We start from the raw sequence: 17,569 nt of genomic DNA, 5'->3' as shown, positions 1-17,569 counted from the left end.
TGGGAGTTGCCTTCCCGTCACCTTGGTCCGATATATCGCATATGTGACTATCGATCCGGGGGATTTTCGTCACCGGCCGGGCGCGACGACTGGACACCACCCGTACCGCAGTGGGTACGATTCACCCGTCGCCGGGCGGCTTCCCCCGTGGCCGCCCGGCGCTCACACTCTTGGCGTGGACGAGATGATCTGCTCCGCGAAGGGCTGCCGTTCCGAGGCCCGCTGGCAGCTGCTCTGGAACAACCCCAAGCTGCACACGCCCGAGCGGCGCAAGATCTGGCTGGCCTGCGACGAGCACCGGGCCTCGCTCGGCGAGTTCCTCGCGGCGCGCGGTTTCCTGCGCGAGACCACTACGCTCGAGGGGTGAACGCTCCGGTCGCGCCCGACCCCCTGCGCCCATGGCCCGACACGGTCCAGTGGCGGCCGATCTCCGCGCGGTACTACCTCGTCCGCCTCGCCGTCCTGGGCGTCTGGGTGCTGATCCTCACCCTCGCCGCCCTGGTCGCCGCGGTCCTGTGGTCGGCGTGGTGCTACGCCGCGGCCGTGGCGATCGTCGCCGGCGGCGCCCTGCGCGCGGTGTTCCTGCGCCGGTCCGTCCGCGCCTGGGGCTACGCCGAGCGGGCCGAGGACCTGCTGGTCCGCCACGGGCTGCTCGTGCGGCGGCTGTCGATCGTGCCGTACGCCCGGATGCAGTTCGTCGACGTGACCGCCGGGCCGATCGAGCGCGCCGCGGGCCTGGCCACGGTCACCCTGCACACGGCCGCCGCGGCGAGCGACGCCACCGTGCCGGGCCTGGAGGCCGCCGAGGCCACCCGGCTGCGCGACCGGCTCGCCGCCCTGGGCGAGATCCGGGAAGAGGGTTTGTGACCGAGCCCCTGACCCTGCCGCGGCAGCGTCTGCACCCGCTGACGCCGCTGGTGCGCGGGGCCAAACTGGTCGCCCTGGCCGCCGTCGCCGTCTCCTGGCGCGGCCTGTCCGACCTCGGGCTGCTGCACTGGCTGATCGCCATGGTCGCGATCCTCGTCGGCGCGGTGCTCGTCTCGGCGGTGGTGTGGGCGGTGACCGGGTACGAGGTCGTGGGCCGCGAGCTGCGCGTCCACGAGGGCCTGCTGTCGCGGCGGGTGCGGACCATCCCGCTCGAACGGGTCCAGGCGATCGACGTCGTGCGGCCCGCCCTGGCCCGCGTGTTCGGCCTGGCCGAGCTGCGCCTCGAGGTGATCGGGGGCAGCAAGGCGGAGGCGCCGCTGGCGTACCTCACCGTCGCCGGCGCCACCGAGCTGCGCGCCTGGCTGCTCGGCCTCGCGACCGGAGCCGCGCCCGCCGCCCCCGCCGACGAGCGCCCGCTGTTCGGGGTGGACAACCGCCGGCTGCTGCTCGCCCAGGTGCTCACCCCGCAGCTGCTCGCGGTGCCGGTCGGCGCCGCGTTCGTCATCTGGCCGGCGCTCGCCCACCCCGACTGGACCCTCATCGGCGTGGCGAGCACCGTCACCGCGTTCCTCGGCGTCTTCCAGGTGCCGGTGCGCCGCGTGCTCGACGAGTGGGACTTCCGCATCGCCGACGACACCGCGGCCCTGCGCGTGCGGCAGGGGCTGCTGAACAAGCGCAGCCAGTCGGTGCCGCCGCGGCGCGTGCAGGGGGTGAAGCTGACCTGGCCGCTGCTGTGGCGCCCGGCCGGCTGGGCCCGGGCGCGCATGGACGTGGCCGGCTACGGCGGTGACGGCGACGAGCAGCTGCGCGCGGGCACGCTGGTGCCCGTCGCCGCGGCCTGCGACGCCGCATCGGTGGCTGCTTCGGTACTGGCGCAGGCCGTCATCGCCGCCCCCGTCGACGTCACCGCGCTGCCCGTGAGCCGCCCGCCCCGCCGCGCCCGGTGGCTCGGCCCGTGGTCGTGCTCGCGCATCGGGGTGGCCGTGACCGACGACGTGGTCGTCGTGCGGGAGGGCGTCCTCAGCCGCGAGCTCGTGGCCGTGCCGCTGGCGCGGGTCCAGAGCGTGCGGGTCGTGCAGGGGCCGCTGCAGCGCGCGCTGTCGCTGGCGACGGTGACCGTGGACACGGCGGGCGGCCTGACCGCGACCGCCCGCCTGCGCGACGCCGGGGACGCCTACCGCCTCGCCGGCGAGCTGGCCGCGCGCTCCCGGGCCGCGCGCCACACGTTCGCGGCTCGCCTCGCCGCGGCCGCGCCGGCGCCGTCGCCGTCACCACCCGCGGCGCTGGAGCCGCCCGCGGCACCGGCGTTCGGATTTCCCGCGCCCGGGCAATGACCGCGGTCGCTAGTCTTGAGGGATGCAGCCGAGCGAGCGCCCCACGGTCGATGCCGCCTCCTGGGTCGGCGCCGTCACCCGCGTCGAGCTGACGGTCACCGACGCCGACACCGCCCAGGCCCTCGGCTCGGGCGACGTCCCGGTCCTGGCCACGCCGCGCGTGCTGGCCCTGGCCGAGGCCGCGACCGTCGGCGCCACCGCGAGCCGCCTGCCACCCGGCTGGACGACCGTCGGCACCCGGGCCGACCTCGAGCACCGCGCCGCCACCCCGATCGGCGGCCGCGTGGTGGCCGAGGCGCGCCTGGCCAAGGCCGACGGCCGCCGCCTCACGTTCGAGATCGTGGTCCGCGACGGCCGGCAGGTCGTGGCGGAGGGGCGCGTCGAGCGGGTCATCGTCGACCGTGCGCGGTTCCTGGCGTCGTTGTGACCGTGCTGCGCGAGATCGCCGCGGGGGTGCACGTGCTGCGCCACCCGGTCCTCGACGTGAACGCCACCCTCGTGGTCGGCGGCGAGGCGGCCCTCGTCGCCGACACTCTGTCCACCGCCGCGCAGGCCCGGGACCTGCTCGCCGCGGTCCGCCGCGTGACGCCGCTGCCGGTCCTCGTCGTGAACACCCACCACCACTTCGACCACTGCTTCGGCAACGCGGTCTTCGCCGCCGGCGGCGCCCCGATCTGGTCGCACGAGGAGGCCGCCCGGCTGGTCGGGCCGGCCCTGCGCGACCGGGCCGTGCACGAGCACCCCGACCTCGCCGCCGACCTCGTCGCCGTCACCCCGACACCCGCGACCCGGCTCGTGCGCACCGCCGCCGAGCTCGACCTCGGCGACCGCCCGGTGCGGCTGCGCCACTACGGCCGCGGGCACTCGATCGGCGACCTCGTGGCGCTCGTGCCCGACGCCGACGTCGCCGTCGCGGGCGACCTGGTCGAGCAGAGCGGCCCACCCCAGTTCGACGACGCCTTCCCGCTGGAGTGGCCGGACACGGTCGCCGCCCTCCTGACCGAGATCGGCCCGCAGACGCAGGTCGTGCCCGGCCACGGCGCCGTGGTGACACGCCGGTTCGTGGCGGCGCAGCACGAGCAGCTCGCCGCGCTCGCCTGGCTGATCCGGGAGGGCGACGCGGACGGCGCGCCACCGGAGCGCGTCGCGGCGAAGTCGCCGTTCCCGCTCGAGATCTCGCTGCCGGCCGTCCACCGGGGCTACCTGCAGCTGAACCAGGCCTGATCCTGCCGGTTCTCGTGGTCGTCCGATCTTCGCGTCCTGCCGGCGCTCGTCTCTCCCCCGGCCGATCCTCCTTGGTGGTCACTGCTTGCTTCTTTGGTGGTCACTGCTTGCGGGTTGCTTCTTTGGTGGTCACTGCTGCGGGTTGCTTCTTTGGTGGTCACTGCTTGCGGGCGAGGCGCTGGCTGATGTCGCGGAGGGCGAAGGCCAGGTCCCGGCCGCTCATCGCCTGCTGCGGCACCACCAGGTGCTGCACGACGACACCGGTGAGCAGCGCGTGGTAGAAGCCGCCGATCACCCGGGCGAGCTCCGGCTCCGCCTCCGGGTCGATGCCGTGGAACAGCGCGGCGAGCCCGGCCTGGGCCTGCCCCTGCGCCTCCGTCCACGCCGGTGACGGCTCCGCCTCCCGACCCAGTTGCGTGACCACCTCGAACTGCGTCGTCCACAGCGCACGGTTCGCGGTGACCGAGGCGATCACGCTCGCCCACACCGCCTCGAAGCGCCCGGCCGGGTTCGCCACGTCCGCGGCTGCGTGCAGGGCCCGCTCCATCTCGTCGCCCCACTGCTCCAGCGCCCGCCGCAGGGCCTCGTTGAGCAGCGCCTCCGTGGTCCTGAAGTGATAGTTGATCGCGGCCAGGCTCACCCCCGCCGCGCCGGCGATGTCCCGCGCGGTCGTGGCCGCGTACCCCTTCTCGAGCAGGCACTGCAGCGCCCCGTCGAGCAGCTTCTCCCGGTTACCCATGTCTGAATCATACGTCTGAGAAATTTGTCTTGTACGTTTGTCTCATACTTCTGTACAGTCAGGTGCATCGAAACCCGGCACCACTGCATCGCCGCCGAGCTCCACCGACTCGACACCGAGCTCCACCGACTCGAGCCGAGCTGCGCCACATCGACGCCGTGCACCACGAAGCCGTCGCTCGGCACCACTACATCGACGCCGAGCTGCGCCAAGCCGGCGCCCGGCACCACTACATCGACGCCGAGCACCACCACATCGACGCCGGACACCGCCAAGCCGTCGCTCGGCACCACCAGGTCGAAGCCAGGCACCACCGATCGGGAGGCCCACCATGTCCGCGCTCGCCATCACCGCCATCGCTGCCGCCGCCGCCACCATCGCCGCCGCGCCGCTCGCCTACCGCGCCGTCCGCAAGCGCCAGCGCGCGAACGACGCGCGCATCGACACGCCGAACGGTGTGGTCGAGGGCCGCTACGTCGCCATCGGCGGCGTCGAGCAGTGGCTGCAGATCCGCGGCGAGGACCGCGCCAACCCGGTGCTGCTCGTCGTGCACGGCGGCCCGGGCTCGCCGTACTCGGTGTTCACCCCGGTCCTGCGCGAGTGGGAGCGGCACTTCACCGTCGTGCACTGGGACCGCCGCGGCGCGGGCCGGACGCTGCGCCGTGGCGGCCTGCGCCCCGAGGAACTGGACTTCGAGCTGATGGTCGAGGACGGCATCGAGGTGGCCGAGCACCTGCGGCAGCACTTCGGCCAGGAGCGCATCCTGCTCATGGCCGGCTCGATGGGCACGATCGTGGGCCTGCCCATGGTGCACCGGCGCCCCGACCTGTTCTGCGCCTACGTCGGCACCGACTTCTACGTGAACATGGTCGAGAACGAGCGCAAGGGCCGCGTGGACACCATCGAACGACTGCGCGCGGCGGGCAACCGGCGCGGCGTGGCGGCGCTGGAGCGGCTCGACGCCGACCCGCGCACCTGGGACGTGAAGAGCTGGGGTACCCGCATGCAGTGGAGCATGGGCACCGACCCGACGACCGGCAACGCGGCCCTGACCACGCTGTTCAAGCTGCTGCTGACGAAGCCGGACTACTCCCTCGCCGACGTGGCGGCCTGGCTCAAGGGCTTCGGCAAGTCGCGCGACCTGATGTTCGAGCAGTTCATGCGGTGGGATGCCCGCGCGCTGGGCATCTCGTTCGACGTGCCGTTCTTCCTCTTCCAGGGCGCGCAGGACGTGGTGACGCTGACCGAGCCGGCGGTGGAGTACTTCGCGGAGGTCGTCGCGCCGCAGAAGGAGCTCGTCCTGATCGACGGCGCGAGCCACTTCTGCGCGTTCAGCCAGCCGGCACAGTTCCTGAGCGCACTGCGCACGGTCCGCTGCTGAGTTTGAGCGGGCCGCGCACGGTTCGCTGCCGGCTTTCGAACTCGCCGCGCCCGATCGGCTGCTGACGCAGGGGACGCTACGAACGGTCCACTGCCGACCCTTGAGCACACCGCGCACAGTCCGCTGCCGACTTTTCGAGCGCGCCGCGCACGCCCGGCTGCTGACGCAAGGGCGCTGCGGACGGTCCGCTGCCGACCTTTGAGCGCACCGCGCAAAGTTCGCTGCCGACTTTCGAGCGCACCGCGCACGCCCGGCTGCCGACGCAGGGGACGCTACGAACGGTCCGCTGCCGACCCTTGAGCGCACCGCGCACAGTCCGCTGCCGACTTCTCGAGCGCACCGCGCACGCCCGGCTGCCGACGCAGGGGACGCTACGAACGGTCCGCTGCTGAGTTTGAGCGGGCCGCGCACGGTTCGCTGCCGGCTTTCGAACGCGCCGCGCCCGATCGGCTGCTGACGTTAGGGCACTGCGGACGGTCCGCTGCTGATCGGCGCTCGGCGAGCTATCGATGCGCGACTTTGTTCATTCGACCAGAGGCGCACACCACTTCGCCGCCGCCCGACGACCACGACAAGCCGGTGCGCGGGTTTGTTCATTCGAGCAGACCCGCGCACCGTTCGGTGTCCGGCCGACGATCACGACCCGTGCGCGGCTACGGCAGCGACACGACGGTCCCGCCGCGGCGGGCTTCTTCCGCGGCCCACACGACCTGATGACCCGCAAGACTCGTGCGCACATCCGAGCGCAGCAGCCCGGCGTCGCCCGCGGCCACCGCGGCCACGAACGCCGAGACCAGCCCGGCGTCGCCGTCCGAGTGATCACCTGACCCGCGGGCGTCGATGCTCACCGTCTCGTCCGCGCCGGTGCGGAAGTCGACGAGCCGGATCGAGTGTCCATCCCCGTCGATGTAGCCGTGGGTGCCGAACATGCGCGTCTTGCGATGCTCGGCCGGCGTGAACGCGGTCATCGTGAGCGACACGGTCCCGCCCCCGGCCAGTTCCATCGCCACCACCTGATGGTCCACCACGTCGTTGTCGCAGGCGTAGACGCAGCGGCCGTACGGCCCGGTCCGCAACGCCTCCGTGACCGCCGCCGTGCTCGCCTCGGCCGAGACCACCGACAGCGGCCAGTGCACGGGTTCACTCGGCGGCTGCGCGTCCACGAGCGGGAAGTAGAGCTTCGGCGCCGAGTACGGACACTCCGGCTCGATCGAACAGTCAAGGCACCGGTCCGCGGCCCCCGCGGGTCGCTGGTCGGCCCGGAAATGTGCGAGCCCGCCGAACGAGCTGACCCGGCGGACCGGCTCGTCCGCGAGGTACAGCAGCCAATCGACGTCGTGGCAGGCCTTGGCGAGCAGCATCGGCGACGACACCGCCGCGCTGCGCCAGTTTCCCCGCACGAAGGAGTGCGCCTGGTGCCACCATCCGACGGGCTCGAGGTGCTGGATGCTCACGATCCGGCCGATGCGCCCGGCATCGAGCAGTTCCTTCAGCGCGGCCGTGTAGGGGGTGTACCGCAGCACGTGACACACCGCCGCGATCACGCCGGCCGCGGTGACCGCCTCCGCGATCCGGCGCGCCGGCGCCTCCTCGGGCGCCATCGGCTTCTCGAGCATGAGGTGGTACCCCTGCGCGGCGAGCAGGACCGCGGGCTCCTCGTGCATCGCGTCCTGCGTGGCGACGATCGCCGCGTCGGCGAGCCGTTCCCGGCCGGCGAGCCGCTCCCAGCTGTCGAAGACGCTCACCTCCGGCAGTCCGAACTCGCGCGCGAACGCCGCGCGGCGCGCAGGATCGGCCTCGGCGACCGCAACGATCTCGGCGTGTCCGGTCTGCACGGCGAGCCGCGAGTACCACGTGCCCCGCTGCCCGGCCCCGACCACCAGCAGCCGCACCGGCGCGCTCAACCCGCCACCACCACGGCGGTGCCGGTGCGGCGGATCGCCTCGACCTGGTCCAGGTCGGCGCTGCGGTCGGTGATGAGCGTGGTGACGGAGTCGAGCGGGCTGATCTGCGCGAGGCAGACACGGCCGACCTTCGAGCCGTCCGCGACCACGATCACCTTGTCGGCCTGGCGGAGCATCGCCCGGTTCGTGTGCGCCTCGGCGTCGTCGTGGGTGGTGAGGCCGCCCCGGGCGCTGATCCCGTCGACGCCGATGACCGCGATCTCCATGTTGAGCCCGCGCAGCGCCTCCTCGGCGATCGGCCCGACGAGCTCGTAGGACTGGGTGCGCGAGACGCCGCCGGTCATGATGAGCTTGATCCGGGGCCGCAGCACCAGCTCGGAGGCGATGTTCAGCGCGTTGGTGACGACGGTGAGGTCGACCCGGACGGCGAGCAGGCGGGCCAGCAGGAGCGTGGTCGTGCCGCCGCTGAGCCCGAGCGTCAGCTGCCCGTGCGGCAGCAGCCCCGCGGCGCACTGGGCGACGCGGACCTTCTCCTCGCGATGCTGGCCTGTTCGGTACCGCACGGGCAGCTCGTAGGCCATGTCCACGGCCACCGCACCGCCGTGCGTGCGTGAGACGAGCCGCTGCTCCTCCAGCACCTGCAGATCGCGGCGGATGGTGGCGGGCGAGACCTCGAACTCCTCGGCGAGGACGGCCGCGTCGACGGACCCCTCCCGCGACACCCGCTCGAGGATGGCCGACACGCGGTCGGCCCGGCGCAGCGAACTCTGGGTCATTTCCAGCTCCGGTCTGATGATCAAACGCGCAGTGAAGATAGTCCACTTGCGCGCGAATCGCGACGATACCTTGTGCGAGTGTGCACGTGCTGCCGAGAATCCCGTCCATGACTGTGATCGCGTTCCTCGGCGCCGGCAGTGTGGTGTTCACTCGCGAACTGCTCGCCGACCTGCTGTCCTTCGACGAGTTGCGCGGCGTGACCCTCGCACTGCACGACATTGATCCCGAGCGGCTGGAGACGGCCGAGGCGATCGCCCGCCGCACCGCCGAGCAGCTCGGCGCATCGCCCGTGATCACGGCCTCGCTGGATCGGCGGGCCGCGCTCTCGGGCGCTGGGTACGTTATCAACGCGATCCAGGTTGGGATGCACGCTGCGACAGTTCGTGACTTTGAGCTACCGGCGAAGTACGGAGTGCGCCAGACCATCGGTGACACCGTCGGCGTCGGGGGCATTTTTCGCGCCCTGCGCACGTTCCCTGTACTCGACGGGATCGCGGCTGATATGCGCGAGCTCTGCCCGGACGCATGGCTGCTCAACTACACCAACCCGATGGCGATGAACGTCGCGTACCTGGCCGCGATCGCGCCCGACCTGAACGTGGCGGGCCTGTGCCACTCGGTCTTCTGGACCGTGCACGATTTGTGCGCGCTGCTGGACGTACCGCTCGATGAGGTGGACTACCGCGCGGCCGGAGTGAACCACCAGGCGTGGCTGCTGCGGTGGGAGCACCGGGGCGAGAGCCTCTACCCGCGGCTGGACGAGCGGCTGTCGGGCGATCCCGAGCTGCGCCGCCGCGTGCGCATGGACATGTACCGCCGCCTCGGCTACTTCCCCACCGAGACGAGCGAGCACTCCGCCGAGTACGTGCCCTGGTACCTCCACCACGACGCCGAGATCGAGCGTTTGCGCATTCCCGTGGGCGAGTACGTGCGCATCAGCGAGGCCAACCTGGCGGACTACGCCACGACCCGCGCCGCGGTGCTCGCCGGCGAGCCGCTGGATCTGCACCGGGAGGCGACCGAGTACGCGCCGCAGATCGTTCACAGCATCGAGACGGGCACCCTGCGGCGCATCCACGCCAACGTGGCCAACCGCGGGCTGATCAGCAATCTGCCGGAGGGCTTCGGCGTCGAGGTACCGTGCACGGTCGACCGTCTCGGGCTGCACCCCGAGCGTGTGGGCGCGCTGCCGCCGCAGTGCGCGGCGGTCAACCGCGGCTTCGTGAGCGTGGGCGAGCTGACCGTGCAGGCCGCTCTGACCGGCGACCCGCGCCTGGTCCGGCAGGCCGCGATGGTCGACCCGAACACGGCCGCGACCCTGACGGTGGACCAGATCTGGTCCTTGTGCGACGACCTGACGAACGCCCACGGCGACCTGCTGCCGGAACCGCTGCGCGCTCCGGCACGGCTCTGACCCGTTGACGGTTCGCACAGACGACAGCGCACATTCGCGCAGAACCCCCGCCCCTCTCCACTCCGCCGACCGCACTGCACGTTCGCGCATCCATCCCGCACATCCATCCCGCGCATCCATCCCGCACATCCGCCCCGCGCATCCATCCCGCACATCCGCCCCGCACTTCCGCGCCCGACCCCACTGCGCGTCCACCCACCCACCCCGCACAACCGCGCACCTCTCCCCCGCACCTCCGCGCCCACCCCCACCGACTGCACCGCACTGCACTGCACATCCACGCACTTCTCTCGCACGTCCGCGCACGTCTCGGCCGAGCTGCGCGTTCATTCGGATGACCGCACGCGGACGCATCCGAACGCAACGGCTGGACGCTCGCGCCCCGCATGTCCGCGCCTCCGCGCTTCCCCGCGTGGAAGGGCGGCGCCGCGTGGAAGGGCGGCGCCGCGTGGAAGGGCGGCGCCGCGTGGAAGGGCGGCGCCGCGTGGAAGGGCGGCGCCGCGTGGAAAGGCGGCGCCGCGCGTTTTGCGGACGTATTTCGGGTGTTCGCGCTCGTGGGGCCTCGTTGCGCATTCGCGCACAACGCCCTGCACACCTTGCGGGATCGGCTGTGATGGCGCACGTTCGCACAAATGGGCCGGCGGATGGGGACTGCGCGGATGGCCTGGCCAAGATGCGCGTTTGGAGAGGCAGTCAAGGTCAAACGCGCAACGAGGAATGTTCACTTGTGCAGGGAACCTTGTGGAACGAACGCAAGCGCGCATAGCGTTCGCGCATGAACGACACTTCGCTCGAAATCGCCAGCCAGCCGGACGTGTGGAGTCGCGGGGTCGGGTTGGCGGACGAGGGGCGGGCCGCGCTCGGCGCGCGCGGCGAGCGGATGCTCGTGCTCGGCTGCGGCACCTCGTGGTTCGTCGCCCAGAGCATCGCCGAACTGCGTGAGGCCGCGGGGCTTGGCGAGACCGACGCCGTGTGCGCGTCGGAGTTCATGCCCCGCCGCCGGTACGACCGCGTCCTCGCCGTCACCCGCTCGGGCACGTCGACCGAGGTGCTGGAGGCTCTGCGCGCGGTGCCGGCCGAGACGCACCGGGTCGCGATCACGGCCGTGGCCGGCGAACCGGTGGACGACCTGGTCGACACCCGGGTGCTCCTGGACTTCGCCGACGAGCGCAGCGTCGTACAGACGCGCTTCCCCACCACCGTGCTCGCCTTGGCCCGGGCCGCGTTCGGCGAGGACCTCGCCCATCTGATCGCCGACGGCGAGGCCGCGCTGGCCGCCCCGCTGCCGGCCGACCCGGCGGACATCGAGCACCTCGTGTTCCTCGGCACCGGCTGGACGGTCGGACTCGCGCACGAAGCCGCACTCAAGGTGCGCGAGGCCGCGCAGGCGTGGTCCGAGTCGTACCCGGCGCGGGACTACCGGCACGGCCCCGTCGCCGTAGCCGGCCCGCGCAGCCTGGTCTGGTCGTTCGGGGCCGTGCCCGAATCCCTCGACGAGGCCGTCCGCGACGCCGGTGCCCGCCCGTACCGCGACTCGCGCGACCCGCTCGCCCAGCTGGTCCTGGCGCAGCGCTTCGCCGTGGCCCTCGCCGCGCACCGCGGCCTCGACCCGGATCATCCGCGCCTGCTGACCCGCTCCGTCGTCCTCGCCTGACACTCCGCCTCGAGGCCCGCGCTCGCGTCGTCCTTGCCTGCCACCCCGCACCGAGGCCGGCGCTCGACACGAGACCAGCACGGCCACGAAAACCGGGACTCGCACCAAGACCAGCACCACCGCGAGACCAGCACCACCGCGAGAACAGCACCGCGAGACCAGCACGACCGCGAGACCAGCACTATCGCGAGACCAGGACTCACCCCGAAACCCAGCACCGCCACAAGGCCGGGACTCAGCACGAGGATCAGCACCCAGCACGAGGATCAGCACCCTCCACGAGGCCGGGAATCGCGACGGGACCAGCACACGAGCACAAAGCGACACAGGCTTCGGCAACCGGCGCCAGGAGACCGGGCCGGTCAGCAAACGCACTGGAAAACGACACGAACGGCCGGACGCGAACAGCCGGCACGGACGACGCGAACAGCACGACACGAGTAGTGCCCGGTGACCGGAGCCGGGCATCGACTCGCGAAGCGACACCAGCCCCTCAGCAGCGAAGCGACCAGGCGGGCCGACGCGGCTACCAGTGCTCGATGTCGACATCTGGATGCGGAGCAACACGCAGTACCGAAGCAGCATCTGAACGCAAAGTGCCACTCGAAGACGCACGAGCACTCATGTGGCGATGCATCGCCCCGCTTGTCGGAGATATGGCCCGGCAGGCGGCATACACCTATAAACCGACAGCTCTCCACATCCCCCAGTGAAGAGGTGCAGCGATGATGCTGATCCCCAACCGAGGCAGTCGACGGACATCAATGGTCGCCGGTGTCACCGGTCTGGCGCTGCTGCTCGGCGCGTGCGGCGGCGGCTCGAAGGCGGACAACGGCAAGGACGCCGCCGAGGGGTACGACCCCGCCGCCCAGGTCACGCTCACCTGGTGGACCGGGCAGCCCTCCGAAGGCGAGCAGAAGGCCGAGGAGCTGGCCGCCGAGTACACGAAGGCACACCCCAACGTCACGATCAAGACGTCCTCGGGTGCGGCGACCACCGACGACCTGCTCACCAAGCTCTCGGCCGGCTTCACGAGCAACAGCTACCCGGACGTCTCGTACGCGTACGGCAGCTGGGCCGGCGAGCTGGCGACGAGCGGCAGGACGCAGGATCTGGCCAAGTTCGTCGCGGACCCGTCGTTCGGGTGGCAGGAGATCCCGGCGGCGGCGCGCGAGACGGCCACCTACGACGGCAAGGTCATCGGCGTGCCCGCGCTCGTGGACAATCTTGCGCTCATTTACAACAAAAAACTGTTCGATGATGCGCACGTCGCGTACCCGACCGACCAGTGGTCGTGGGACGACTTCCGCGCGGCGGCCAAGAAACTCACCAATCCGTCACAGAATTTGTACGGAACCGCGTACTCGGTGTCGGGCGGCGAGGACACGACCTGGCACCTGTGGCCGATGTTGTGGCAGCGGGGCGGGAAGATCCTCGACGGCAACAAGCCGGCCTTCAACTCCGACGCGGGCGTCGCCGCGCTCGAACTGTTGCGTGCGATGGCGGTCGATGACAAGTCGATGTACCTCGACCAGACCGATGAGCAGTACGCGAAGCTCTTCAACGACGGCCGGATCGGCATGATGATGTCGGGTCCGTGGGCCCTGCTGGAGATCAAGGAGGCCGGGCTCGACTACGGCGTCGCGCAGCTGCCCGGGTACAACGGCGACCACCAAACGGTGTCGGGGCCGGACCTGTGGGTGCTGTTCGATCACAATGACGCAAACCGGGCCGGCGCTTCGCGCGATTTCATCAAGTGGCTCACGAGCAAGGAGACCGACGCGAAGTGGAATCTCGCGATCGGGAATCTCCCGCTGCGCTCCTCCGAGCAGGGAACTCCCGAGTTCGCGGCGTACGTCAAGGAGTACCCCGGCGGCCAGAAGTTCTTCGAGAACCTCGCGAACGCCAAGCAGGCCCGCCCCACCGTCGCCGGTTATGAGGAGATGTCGCGCAACGTCGGCGACGGGATCTCGAAGGTGCTGCAGGGTGCGGCGAAACCGAAGGAGGCGCTCGACGAGGCCGCCAAGAAGTCGGCCGGGGCGATCGAGTGACGCTGACGTTCGCGGCCTCGAAGTACGCGCCGGCGCCGGCCGCCGCCGGGCCCCGCACGAGCCGGAAGCTCCGGCGGACGCTCACCGGGTGGGCGTTCGCCGGGCCGGCGACGTTGATCGTCGTGGGGCTGTCGCTCTTCCCCGCGGTGTGGGCGTTCTTCATCTCGCGCACCAAGTGGAACGGAATCGCGCAGCCGACGGACATCGGCTGGGCCAACTATGAGCGACTCGCGCAGGATCCGGACATGGCCGCCGCCGCGCAGCACACGCTCGTGCTCACCGTGCTGTTCGTTCCCGGCTCGATCGTGCTCGGGCTGCTGCTCGCGATCGCGCTCAATCAGCGCATCCGGCTGATCGGTTTCTACCGAACGTGCATCTTCGTGCCGTACGTGGCGTCGGCGGCGGCGACCGGCATCCTCGCCGGGTACGTGTTCAATCCGCAGTTCGGCCTGGCGAACGATGTGCTGCGCCGGGCCGGCCTGCCCGCGCAGCAGTTCCTGGAGAGCCCGCGGCAGGCGCTGGTCGTCGTGTGCATCGTCGCGCTGTGGGGCGAGGTCGGGTTCACATCGGTGGTGTACCTCGCGGCGCTGCAGGATGTGCCCAAAGAACTGATCGAAGCTGCAACCGTCGACGGCGCCGGGAAGTGGCGCGTGCTGCGCAGCGTGACCCTGCCGCAGCTGCGCCCGGTGACGCTGTTCGCCACGGTGTGGCAGACGATCACGGCGCTGCAGCTGTTCGACCTCATCTACACGACGACCCGCGGCGGCCCCATGAACAGCACGCAGACGGTCGTCTACTACGTGTACGAGCTGGCCTTCCAGACGCGGCGCCTCGGCTACGGGGCGGCGGCGGCGTACATCCTCTTCGCCGTCACGCTGCTGCTCACCGCGCTCGTGATCTGGCGCAGCCGCCGCAGTGGCGAGGAGGCGTTCTGATGCGTCGGAAAGTGCTCCCGTTCAGCGCGTGGCACCTCGTGTTGATGCCCGTGTCGCTCATGTTCGTGCTGCCACTTGTGCACATGGTGCTCGCGTCGTTCATGACCAAGGCCGAGCTCAACCGCTTCCCGCCGCGGTTCATCCCCGATGGCCTGCATCTCGACGGGTACCGCCGGCTGTTCTCGGAGTCGCACATCCTGCTGTGGCTGGGCAACACCGTCCTGGTCTCGACCGTGTCGGTGGTCGCCCATCTCGTGCTGTGCTCGGCGGCCGGCTACGGGTTCGCCCGCCTCAAGTTCGCGGGGCGCGGGGTCGCGTTCGCCGCGGTGCTGGCCACGGTGATGATCCCGATCCAGCTGCTCATGATTCCGACGTACCTCATGTTCGCGCGTCTGGGCATCGTCGACACCTTGGCCGCGGCGTTCGTGCCGTGGCTCGCGTCCGCGTTCGGCATCTTCCTCATGCGCCAGTTCTTCCTGTCGCTGCCGGTGGAGCTCGAGGAGGCCGCGCGCATCGACGGGTGCGGCGTCCTGCGCACGTTCGTGAGCATCGTGCTGCCACTCGCGCGCCCGGCACTGGCGACTCTTGCGGTGTTCACGCTGCTTTCGAGCTGGAACGACCTGTTGTGGCCGCTCGTGGCGATCAGTGACGACCACAAGTACACGCTGCAGGTCGGCCTCGCCTCGTTCCAGGGCATGCGGCGGACCGAGTGGTCGCAGCTCATGGCCGGCAATGTGGTCGCGACGCTGCCTCTGGTCGTGGCGTTCCTGGTCGCTCAGAAGCGCTTCGTGGCGACGATGACGATGACCGGCCTGAAGGGATGAGCCAGCCGGGCCGGCGAGCGGCTCAGGACGTACCGGATACCTCGGGCGTGGCCTGGGCCACGCTGCCGCCGGAGAGGCGCGCAACTCCGGACGCCCCGAGCTCCCCCCGCGTGGCCTGCGCCGCGGCACCGCCGGAGAAGCGCGCAACTCCGGATGCGCCGAGCTCCCCCCGCGTGACCTGCACCGGGACACCACCGGGGAAGCGCGCAGCTCAAGACGCGCCGAGCTCCTCCGGCGTGGCTTGGGCCGCGGTGCCGCCGGCGGCGCGTGTGCTCAGTGAACCGGCCCTGGCCGCCCAGGCCAGCGACTCGGGCACGTCACGGCCAGCCAGCCGGGCCGCGAGGAAGCCGGCGTTGAAGCTGTCACCGGCGCCGGTGGTGTCGACGACGTCGACGGCGAGCCCGGGCGCGGTCGCGTACCCGCCGCCCGGCCACCAGGCCCGTCCGCCGCGCGCGCCGTCCTTGAGCACGACGGTCGTGCCCATCGCCACGAGTTGTTCCGCCGCCGCCTCGGTCGAGTCCGCGCCGGTGACCGCGAGCAGTTCGGCCGTGTTGGGCAGGAACACGTCGGTCACCGCGAGGATGTCGTCCAGCCCGCTCCACCGGCCGGACGGGTCCCAGTTGGTGTCGAGCGAGGTGGTCACGCCGAGCGCGCGGGCACGAGCGAACACGCCGGCCAGCCCCGCGTGCAGTCCTGGTTGCAGGAACAGCGACGCAACGTGGACGTGTCGCGCGGAAGCGAGCAGTGCATCGGTTGCGTCCTCGGGTCGCAGCGTGGGGATGGTGCCCGGCAGCGTCAGGATCGCGCGGTCGCCCGGCGCCGAGAGGATCACGCTCAGCCCGGTCGGCGTGCCGTTGCCCGGCGCGGCCGCGGCGGACGTGCGCGCGTCCGCATTGGACACGGTGGTTGCTGCTGCGGCTGGTGTGCCGTCACCCGGAGCCGCCGCGGTGGATCCTCGCGCGTCCATATTGGACGCGTCGGGCGCGCCTGCGGTCGGTGCGAGCGAGCCGGTGCCGGGTGCGGCGGGGAGCACCAGTCGGACGCCGCGCCCCTCCAGGCGTTCGCGGGTGAACGCGCCGAACACGTCCGGGCCGATCGCGGCGAGCAGCCCGGTGCGCAGACCCAGGCGTGCGCAGCCGGTCGCGGTGATCGCCGCGGAGCCGCCCAGCACCAGGTCGGCCGCGTCGAGCAACTGCTCCTCCTGGCCGAAGCGGGGGTGCACGTCGCCGCGTAGCACCAGGTCCGGGTTGGCGTCGCCGATCACCAGTACGTCGAACACCATCGTCGCCCCCTCGGGTCTGTGTTCGATCGGACAGTACCAGCTGAAGGATCATGTCCGTATTACGAGTTTTCGCACGCAAACAGCCATTGACAGCAAAGAATCTAAGCGGTTGAATCGGCCCGAGCGATCGAGCCCAGCCGGTAATGGAGCGCTTCCCGAGTCCGGCACACAGGTCGCCAGGGTGCTCGGCACCCGAGGCGGGGCAGATCCCGAAACCCCTCGGAGCTCTCGCTGTGATTCCCGCACTGCGTCGCATCGGCGTGCCCGCGATGGCGGTACTTGCCGTCATCGGACTCGGCATCGGAACGGCCGATGCCGCCTCGTTCACCCCGCCGCCGGCGAACGCCCAGTTCGACTACCAGATCGGCGGTGCGTACTCGCCGCCGTCCGGGGTCCGGGTGGTCAGCCGCGACCGGACGGCCTCGCCGGCGTCCGGTCTCTACAACATCTGCTACGTCAACGTGTTCCAGACCCAGCCCGACGAGATCTCCTGGTGGCAGGCGAACCACGACGACCTGCTGCTGAAGGATGCGAAGGGGCAGTACGTCGTGGACAGCGCCTGGGGCGAGAACCTCATCGACGTCTCAACGGCGGCCAAGCGCACGGCGGTGGCCGGGATCGTCAACGACTGGATCGACGGCTGCGCGGCGAAGGGCTTCAAGGCCGTGGAGCCGGACAACATCGACTCGTACGAGCGCTCGAAGGGGCTGCTGAAGCAGTCGAACGCAATCGCACTGCTGAAGCTGATCGCCACGCACGCGCACGACAAGGGACTCGCGATCGCGCAGAAGAACACGACCGCTCTGGGCAGTGCGGGCAAGGCCGCCGGCCTGGACTTCGCGATCGCCGAGGAGTGCGGGCGCTACGACGAGTGCGGCGACTACACGTCGGTCTACGGCAACAACGTGATCGTCATCGAGTACACGAAGAGTGCCTTCACCAAGGCGTGCAAGGCGTACGGGTCGTCGCTGTCGATCGTGCTGCGCGACGTCGACGTCACGGCGCCGGGCAGCGGGTCCTACAAGTACGACGCCTGCTGAACCTCCGGGCTCGCGCCGCATCCTCGACCGGGGGTGCGGCGCGACCCCCGATTGGCCGCCGGGGTCAAGCCGAACGCTCGCCT

17 protein-coding genes are annotated in these 17,569 nt (G+C 71.1%); 13 read left to right on the top strand and 4 right to left on the bottom strand.

The window, feature by feature from the left end:
* The first annotated feature begins 184 nt into the window (after window positions 1-184).
* Genes ACQP2P_RS09150 through ACQP2P_RS09130 form a run of 5 tightly spaced genes read left to right on the top strand, consistent with a single transcriptional unit; the run spans window position 185 to window position 3,485 of the window.
* Window positions 185-367 carry an acetone carboxylase gene (locus ACQP2P_RS09150; protein WP_433619060.1) on the top strand — a complete coding sequence of 61 codons (183 nt, stop codon included), beginning with the start codon at window positions 185-187 and terminating at the stop codon, window positions 365-367.
* Window positions 364-867 carry a PH domain-containing protein gene (locus tag ACQP2P_RS09145; RefSeq protein WP_433614659.1) on the top strand — a complete coding sequence of 168 codons (504 nt, stop codon included), beginning with the start codon at window positions 364-366 and terminating at the stop codon, window positions 865-867. The genes ACQP2P_RS09150 and ACQP2P_RS09145 overlap by 4 nt, the downstream gene beginning before the upstream one ends.
* Window positions 864-2,261, top strand: a complete 1,398-nt coding sequence (locus ACQP2P_RS09140; RefSeq protein ID WP_433614657.1) for a PH domain-containing protein — start codon at window positions 864-866, stop codon at window positions 2,259-2,261. The genes ACQP2P_RS09145 and ACQP2P_RS09140 overlap by 4 nt, the downstream gene beginning before the upstream one ends.
* Window positions 2,262-2,283: 22 nt before the next feature.
* On the top strand, window positions 2,284-2,688 hold the full coding sequence (locus tag ACQP2P_RS09135; RefSeq protein WP_433085034.1) for a thioesterase family protein: 405 nt from the start codon (window positions 2,284-2,286) through the stop codon (window positions 2,686-2,688).
* 2 nt (window positions 2,689-2,690) lie between these two features.
* Window positions 2,691-3,485, top strand: a complete 795-nt coding sequence (locus ACQP2P_RS09130; protein WP_433614655.1) for an MBL fold metallo-hydrolase — start codon at window positions 2,691-2,693, stop codon at window positions 3,483-3,485.
* Between the two features lie 157 nt (window positions 3,486-3,642).
* Here ACQP2P_RS09130 and ACQP2P_RS09125 read toward each other — a convergent pair whose 3' ends face one another.
* Complete coding sequence (locus ACQP2P_RS09125; RefSeq protein ID WP_433614653.1) at window positions 3,643-4,224, bottom strand: TetR/AcrR family transcriptional regulator; 582 nt, start codon at window positions 4,222-4,224, stop codon at window positions 3,643-3,645.
* Between the two features lie 331 nt (window positions 4,225-4,555).
* On the opposite strand from ACQP2P_RS09125, the gene ACQP2P_RS09120 reads away from it, so the two are divergent.
* A complete protein-coding gene (locus ACQP2P_RS09120; RefSeq protein ID WP_433614651.1) occupies window positions 4,556-5,605 on the top strand; it encodes an alpha/beta fold hydrolase in 1,050 nt (349 codons plus the stop codon).
* A 653-nt stretch (window positions 5,606-6,258) separates the two neighbouring features.
* Here the strand turns inward: ACQP2P_RS09120 and ACQP2P_RS09115 are convergent.
* Complete coding sequence (locus ACQP2P_RS09115; protein WP_433614649.1) at window positions 6,259-7,509, bottom strand: Gfo/Idh/MocA family protein; 1,251 nt, start codon at window positions 7,507-7,509, stop codon at window positions 6,259-6,261.
* Window positions 7,506-8,285, bottom strand: a complete 780-nt coding sequence (locus tag ACQP2P_RS09110; protein ID WP_433614647.1) for a DeoR/GlpR family DNA-binding transcription regulator — start codon at window positions 8,283-8,285, stop codon at window positions 7,506-7,508. The genes ACQP2P_RS09115 and ACQP2P_RS09110 overlap by 4 nt, the downstream gene beginning before the upstream one ends.
* A 107-nt stretch (window positions 8,286-8,392) precedes the next feature.
* On the opposite strand from ACQP2P_RS09110, the gene ACQP2P_RS09105 reads away from it, so the two are divergent.
* From ACQP2P_RS09105 to ACQP2P_RS09080, 6 genes are all read left to right on the top strand, one after another.
* Window positions 8,393-9,700, top strand: coding sequence for an alpha-glucosidase/alpha-galactosidase (locus ACQP2P_RS09105; protein ID WP_433614645.1), 1,308 nt, complete (start codon window positions 8,393-8,395; stop codon window positions 9,698-9,700).
* A 386-nt stretch (window positions 9,701-10,086) separates the two neighbouring features.
* Window positions 10,087-10,314, top strand: a complete 228-nt coding sequence (locus ACQP2P_RS09100; protein WP_433614643.1) for a hypothetical protein — start codon at window positions 10,087-10,089, stop codon at window positions 10,312-10,314.
* A gap of 161 nt (window positions 10,315-10,475) precedes the next feature.
* Window positions 10,476-11,354: an SIS domain-containing protein gene (locus ACQP2P_RS09095; protein WP_433614642.1), complete on the top strand. Its 879-nt coding sequence runs from the start codon at window positions 10,476-10,478 to the stop codon at window positions 11,352-11,354.
* 725 nt (window positions 11,355-12,079) lie between these two features.
* The gene (locus tag ACQP2P_RS09090; protein WP_433614640.1) at window positions 12,080-13,405 is read left to right on the top strand and encodes an ABC transporter substrate-binding protein; all 1,326 of its coding nucleotides are present in this window, start codon (window positions 12,080-12,082) and stop codon (window positions 13,403-13,405) included.
* A complete protein-coding gene (locus tag ACQP2P_RS09085; RefSeq protein WP_433614639.1) occupies window positions 13,402-14,340 on the top strand; it encodes a carbohydrate ABC transporter permease in 939 nt (312 codons plus the stop codon). The genes ACQP2P_RS09090 and ACQP2P_RS09085 overlap by 4 nt, the downstream gene beginning before the upstream one ends.
* Window positions 14,340-15,164: a carbohydrate ABC transporter permease gene (locus tag ACQP2P_RS09080; RefSeq protein WP_433614637.1), complete on the top strand. Its 825-nt coding sequence runs from the start codon at window positions 14,340-14,342 to the stop codon at window positions 15,162-15,164. Before ACQP2P_RS09085 ends, ACQP2P_RS09080 begins: the two co-directional genes overlap by 1 nt.
* Before the next feature lie 211 nt (window positions 15,165-15,375).
* Here the strand turns inward: ACQP2P_RS09080 and ACQP2P_RS09075 are convergent, their stop codons facing one another.
* A complete protein-coding gene (locus tag ACQP2P_RS09075; RefSeq protein WP_433614635.1) occupies window positions 15,376-16,446 on the bottom strand; it encodes a carbohydrate kinase family protein in 1,071 nt (356 codons plus the stop codon).
* A 269-nt stretch (window positions 16,447-16,715) separates the two neighbouring features.
* On the opposite strand from ACQP2P_RS09075, the gene ACQP2P_RS09070 reads away from it, so the two are divergent.
* Window positions 16,716-17,486: an endo alpha-1,4 polygalactosaminidase gene (locus ACQP2P_RS09070; RefSeq protein ID WP_433614633.1), complete on the top strand. Its 771-nt coding sequence runs from the start codon at window positions 16,716-16,718 to the stop codon at window positions 17,484-17,486.
* The last annotated feature ends 83 nt before the right edge of the window (window positions 17,487-17,569 follow it).

The organism is Dactylosporangium sp. CA-139114, assembly GCF_050955725.1.
Lineage (GTDB): Bacteria > Actinomycetota > Actinomycetes > Mycobacteriales > Micromonosporaceae > Dactylosporangium.
Note: the sequence above shows the minus strand (reverse complement) of the source record. Positions and strands in the feature narration are given on the sequence as shown.

Coding starts and splice junctions, on each gene's coding strand:
- ACQP2P_RS09070 (WP_433614633.1), top strand. CDS start 16,716: ATGGCGGTACTTGCCGTCATCGGACTCGGCATCGGAACGGCCGATGCC.
- ACQP2P_RS09095 (WP_433614642.1), top strand. CDS start 10,476: ATGAACGACACTTCGCTCGAAATCGCCAGCCAGCCGGACGTGTGGAGT.
- ACQP2P_RS09135 (WP_433085034.1), top strand. CDS start 2,284: ATGCAGCCGAGCGAGCGCCCCACGGTCGATGCCGCCTCCTGGGTCGGC.
- ACQP2P_RS09110 (WP_433614647.1), bottom strand. CDS start 8,285: ATGACCCAGAGTTCGCTGCGCCGGGCCGACCGCGTGTCGGCCATCCTC.
- ACQP2P_RS09100 (WP_433614643.1), top strand. CDS start 10,087: ATGTCCGCGCCTCCGCGCTTCCCCGCGTGGAAGGGCGGCGCCGCGTGG.
- ACQP2P_RS09120 (WP_433614651.1), top strand. CDS start 4,556: ATGTCCGCGCTCGCCATCACCGCCATCGCTGCCGCCGCCGCCACCATC.
- ACQP2P_RS09075 (WP_433614635.1), bottom strand. CDS start 16,446: ATGGTGTTCGACGTACTGGTGATCGGCGACGCCAACCCGGACCTGGTG.
- ACQP2P_RS09090 (WP_433614640.1), top strand. CDS start 12,080: ATGATGCTGATCCCCAACCGAGGCAGTCGACGGACATCAATGGTCGCC.
- ACQP2P_RS09150 (WP_433619060.1), top strand. CDS start 185: ATGATCTGCTCCGCGAAGGGCTGCCGTTCCGAGGCCCGCTGGCAGCTG.
- ACQP2P_RS09105 (WP_433614645.1), top strand. CDS start 8,393: ATGACTGTGATCGCGTTCCTCGGCGCCGGCAGTGTGGTGTTCACTCGC.
- ACQP2P_RS09080 (WP_433614637.1), top strand. CDS start 14,340: ATGCGTCGGAAAGTGCTCCCGTTCAGCGCGTGGCACCTCGTGTTGATG.
- ACQP2P_RS09125 (WP_433614653.1), bottom strand. CDS start 4,224: ATGGGTAACCGGGAGAAGCTGCTCGACGGGGCGCTGCAGTGCCTGCTC.